This is a genomic window from Flavobacterium sp. HNIBRBA15423 (assembly GCF_052655965.1).
This window is the reverse complement of record NZ_CP199751.1, coordinates 2200954-2206085: the sequence shown is the minus strand read 5'-3', so window position 1 is coordinate 2206085 and position 5132 is coordinate 2200954. Positions and strand designations below refer to the sequence as shown.

At 29.2% G+C, this 5132-nt stretch carries 3 protein-coding genes; all 3 read left to right on the top strand.

Features of this window, described 5'->3' with window-relative positions; genetic code table 11:
• Nucleotides 1-24 precede the first annotated feature (24 nt).
• The 3 genes from ACULEV_RS10130 (at nt 25) to ACULEV_RS10120 (ending at nt 4653) form a co-directional block, all read left to right on the top strand.
• Nucleotides 25-759 carry a thioesterase II family protein gene (locus tag ACULEV_RS10130; protein WP_445454936.1) on the top strand — a complete coding sequence of 245 codons (735 nt, stop codon included), beginning with the start codon at nt 25-27 and terminating at the stop codon, nt 757-759.
• A gap of 137 nt (nt 760-896) precedes the next feature.
• Complete coding sequence (locus ACULEV_RS10125; RefSeq protein ID WP_445454935.1) at nt 897-3347, top strand: outer membrane beta-barrel protein; 2451 nt, start codon at nt 897-899, stop codon at nt 3345-3347.
• A gap of 370 nt (nt 3348-3717) precedes the next feature.
• Entirely contained in the window at nt 3718-4653 is a 936-nt protein-coding gene (locus ACULEV_RS10120) for an ornithine carbamoyltransferase (protein ID WP_445454934.1), read from the top strand.
• The last annotated feature ends 479 nt before the right edge of the window (nt 4654-5132 follow it).

Below are 5132 nucleotides of genomic sequence, written 5' to 3'. Positions count from 1 at the left end.
TGTTACAATATAAAATATAATTTAATGAAACAAGTTGAAAAAAAAATTAAATTATTTTGTTTGCCTTATGCAGGAGGAGCGTCAAGTATATATAATGACTGGGAAACAAAATTAGCCAAAAACATAGAATTATGTCCAATTAGTTTGGCAGGACGAGGAAATCGTTTTACAGAGAAACCTTATTCAAATTTAGAAGAAGCTGTAAATGATATATTTAATATAGTAAAAAATGATTTTTTTGAATCAGATTATGCTATTTTTGGACATAGTATGGGCGCTCTATTGGCTTATGAATTGATTCAAAAAATTCAAACGCAAGGCAAAAAACTTCCCTTGCATGTATTCTTTTCTGGAAGAAAACCCGTACACATTCCAAAAACAGAAAAATTTTATAGAGATATGACCGCATTAGAATTTCAAGAAGCAGTTTTGTCTTTAGGGGTAACACCACCAGAAATTTTTAAAAATCCTGAATTAAAAGCTATTTTCAGTCCTTTATTATTAAGCGATTTTACAATCGCAGAAACTTTTGTTGACAGACCAACTATTGTTCCTTTACAGTGTAACATAACTGCACTCATTGGACAAGATGAAGAAATAACTAGAGAAGAAGCTGAGCAATGGAAATTTCATACTACAAAGGAATGTGATATTCACTACATTAAAGGAGGGCATTTCTTTTTGTTAGATCAACAACAAGCTGTTATAGAAAATATTAACGATAGTTTAGGTGTTGAAAAGCACGTCATAAAATATTAATAAATATAAAAATGCTAGATTAAATGAATTTTAGTTAGTAAAATAATTTTTATAATAAAACACATCACTTATTTACTAATACTATAATTATATACTAAAAAGTTTAAGGGTTAGAAACTCTCTTTAAAAAAATAAACATGAAAACACCAAAAAAAATAGTCTTATCAAATATATTATTATGTCTTCTAATTCTTTTAACTAATGAAGTAGTAGGACAAACTACACCAAGTATTAAGTTGGTAGGAAAAGTAACGACTATTAATAATGAAACCTTACCCTATGCTAATGTGATCTTATTTAATTCTTCAGATGCAAGTATTGCAAAAGGATCCATAACAAATGAAGAAGGCGTTTTTGCTTTAGAAAATTTATCCTCTGGTAATTATTATTTATCTATAAGTATTATTGGATTCAAAACGTATCAATCAGAGGTTTTTGTGCTTGAACAAAATCAACAAAAAGATTTTGGTACTATCAAGTTAGAAGAAGAAAGTATTATGTTAAATGCTATTTCATTAACAGGTAAGAAAGCATTAATTCAGAACAAAGCAGACAAAATTGTTTTAAATATTGAAAATAGCATATTAGCTTCTGGAAATACAGCATTAGATATCTTAAATAAAGCACCAGGAGTGAGTAACAGAAATGGAACGCTTAGTTTGGTGGGAAAAACGAATGTGTTAATTTTAATTAATGGCAAGCAAACTTATCTTTCACCAGAACAATTAACTACTCTTTTAGAATCTACACAGTCAAGCAATATCAATTCCATCGAGATCATGACAAATCCTCCTGCTAAATATGACGCAGCAGGAAATGCAGGAATTATTAATATTATTATGAAAAAAAATAAAGATGAAGGAACTAATGTTAATGTCAATTTGGGTTATGGTCAAGGAGTGTACAGAAAGACAAATGGGGGAATAGCTATGAATCATAGAAACAAATCAGTCAATCTTTTTGGGAGCTACGATTACTCAGACAATGTAAACTTTGGAACTATAGATATTGATAGATTTACCCAATTATCAGGAGAATCACTTTTCTTTACCTCATCGTCTTTTGAAAGATATCGATTCAAAATACATAATTTTAAAGTAGGAACCGATATCAATGTAACTCCAAAAAGTACTTTAGGCTTCATGGCAAGTGGCAATTTAGTTACAGGAAACTCTAGAATTAGAGCTAGAAACGATATAGGGTCACAAATGCAACAATTGGATTCAACTGTTGTAGGTTCAACAGTTGGAAGATATCCAAACAAATATTTAACGTTTAATTTAAATTACGAATTAAAACTTGATACAATTGGTTCAAATCTAAACATGAGTTACGATTATACACTTTCCAATAAAGATGAAAGTTTTGAATTTGGAAACCGTTTTTTAGACGCTAATGGAACAGAGTTTCGTGATCCAAATAATTTCAGAAACTTAACACCACAAGACGCAACTATTCATGTTGGAAAAGCAGATTTGTCTCTTCCTTTGAATGAAAAATCAAAATTAGAATCGGGATTAAAATTTAGTTCAGTAGAAACTGATAATGTACTTCAGTTTGATACTTTAGAAATGGACGGAAGTTATGTAAATGATGAAAGCCGTAGTAATCAATTCATATACAGAGAAGAAATTACAGCTGGATATGTAAACTATAATTCACAATTTGGCTCCTACTCAATGCAGGTAGGATTGCGTGCAGAAAGAACACAATCGAAAGGTAACTCTGTTACCAATAACAATATAGTGAGTAAAACCTATACTAATCTTTTTCCTACTCTTTCTTTACAAAAAAAGATTGATGAAAACAATACAATAAATGTAAGTTATGGAAGAAGAATTGACCGACCTAATTATGCTTCTTTAAATCCTTTTGTGTATTATATTGACGAATATACTTTCCGTTTTGGAAATCCGTTTTTAAATCCACAATATACAGATTCCTATACTTTAAGTTATATGTTAAAAAATAAATATAAATTGGATCTAAATTACAGTAATACAGAAGATGTTATTGCAAATATAATTTTAACTGATCCAGTAACAAATTCAATCTCACAAACAGATGCAAATCTTAACGGATTCAAATCTTATAGTTTAAATATAAATGCTCCTATAAAAATTGCCAATTGGTGGGAAACTTATAATAATTTTTCAATGTTTTATAACCAATATAACTCTAATAATATTGAAGGTGCCCCAGTACAATTAGAAAAAATGGCATGGCAAGCAAGTAGTAATCATTCTTTTACAATAGATAATCGATCATCGGCAGAATTTAGAGCAAATTATATATCACCAAATGTATATGGAGTGTTAAATCTAGAAGCTTTCTATGGGATCGATTTAGGAGTTAATAGGAAATTTTTAGATAATAATATGAACGTACAATTATCTGTTAGTGATATACTGAATACATGGGGCGGTAGAGGCGTTAATAGTAGCCAATCTGGAAGTAATTTCAACGTATTTAGAACCTATGATAGCCGTGTTATTCGATTAAGTTTGACCTATAAGTTTGGAAATGTCAAACTTGAATCTGCAAAAAAGAGAGATACTGCAAGAGAGGAGAAAAACAGATTGAATTAATGGTTTATATTAATTGCTGAAAAGTGGAAATTTCTTGAAAAATAAGTAAAGCCAATTGCCTATTTAGAACTTTTTGCAAAGTGTAACTTCATATTAATCTGTTTTCAATCCTAAACATTCAATATGACTAATGCAATAGTTGTGAAGTGAAATTTTTATGTTTCTCTGTTGTTTTGGATTAATTTTATTAATACTAAACAAAATCAGTAATCTAAAATTAAAAATAACTCCATTACATATAACAAAATATTTTTTAAACAAAAGAATATATTAATATTCAATCTCAAACTTACATTTCTATTTAAAAAATACTTATTGATACCATCACATAAAGTGTGGTTCATAAATACTAATTAAAAACTAAAAAACAATGAATTCACTAGCAATAAAAAAAAGAAAGCATGTTATTTCTTTAACAGATTTATCTCCACAAGAAACACTCGATATTATAAATAGAGGCATCGAATATTCAGATGGACATATACCTTTAGGGGAACAATTAAAAGGAAAAGTAATAGGAATCTATTTTAAAAAGACTTCTACAAGAACAAGAACTGCTTTCACGACTGCTGCGTTACGATTAGGAGCTCAAGTAATTACTTATGGTCCAAATGATTTACAATTGAATACAGGGGAAACTATGGATGATACTTTGAATGTTCTTTCTAGAATGTTAGATGGTTTGGTGTTGCGAACTGCAGAAAGTCCAGATGTATTGAGAGCCTTTGCAAATCAAGAAAGTATGTCTATTTTGAATGCAATGACAGCAGACGAACATCCTACACAAGCACTAGCTGATTTAACAACTATGAAACAACATTTTGGCACATTGTCTGGACTAGAAATTTTATATTTTGGTGAAGGTAACAATACAACTACAGCATTGGCATTAGCAATAGCTAAATTTCCAAATATGAAAATTCGTTTTTTTACGCCTCCGAATTATAATATAGATCCATTACTTTTAAAATATGCTAAAGAAGAAGGTGCCAAAAGAAATACAATTATAGAAGAATTTCACGATCTTAAATTATTACCTAATTATACAGATATTGTATATACAACTCGTTGGCAAACAACCGGAACTGTCAAGTCGGATCCAAATTGGAGAACAATATTTGAACCATTTGCTGTAACAGATCAATTAATGTTAAAATATCCTAATGCTATTTTTATGCACGATCTTCCTGCTCATAGAGGTGATGAAGTTGAAGCCTCTGTAATTGATGGTGATAAAAGTATTGTGTTTAAACAAGCAGAAAATAAATTGCATAGTGCAAAAGCAGTTCTTGAATGGTGTATTTAATTGTTTACTCAATAAACTTTTAACCCAGATTACAGATTAGACTTTGTAATGAGAGAAATAGATTCAAAATAGTTCTGAAGTATGGAAGTTTTGACCTAGAAATTTAGCATTAGCTACATTGAAGATGTAAAGTTAAGTACTGAAGCAAATATAAAGTAGTTAATTATGGGTAATAGAATTCTAATGATCAATTTGGGTTTAAGCTTTGAATACAGCTATAGTAATATTTTAGTTTAAAAATTCTGTGTTTTGCATATTATTTTCACTAAAAAGTCTAATGCATATTTGTAATAAAAAGGCAAATTCAGAAGTAAACCAATGAAGCCTCTACACTTCAATAAATAAAAATTTCAAGTATAAGTTTTCAAATATCCAAAGGAAAGTGAAGTTTAAATATCTTTTTTAATGCTTTAATGTTTGATATAGTATCCATCAAATTATCTCAAAAAAAAGTAACCTCCGTTTTCAAGTCTTTTTGC